Source organism: Photorhabdus viridis (genome assembly GCF_040256935.1).
Taxonomy (GTDB): Bacteria; Pseudomonadota; Gammaproteobacteria; order Enterobacterales; family Enterobacteriaceae; genus Photorhabdus; species Photorhabdus viridis.
In genome coordinates this window covers 1-223 of record NZ_JBEJZY010000545.1, presented here as the reverse complement: position 1 = coordinate 223, position 223 = coordinate 1, and the positions used below count along the sequence as shown (strand labels likewise).

The window sequence follows — 223 nt, the reverse complement described above, 5'->3', positions numbered from 1 at the left end:
TGAAAAACCTAATCTTATTGCTGTTCCGTTTGCGAGCGCCGGAGACTATAACGAGATTGCAACAAAATCAACTGAAAGCAGCTTGGCAAAAGGAGTAGCTACGTATCCGAGTGGTTTTCCCCCGTTAACGATGACAGCAATATCTGCTGGTGGAATTCCTCCATCTGGCAAGGATATGAACGGGATATTGAATGATATTACTACCGCAATACGTTATTCAATG

General features: G+C 43.0%; 1 pseudogene. It reads left to right on the top strand.

Annotated elements, in window-relative coordinates:
* Positions 1–223: pseudogene (locus ABR397_RS24480) on the top strand (phage tail protein); the annotation flags it as partial.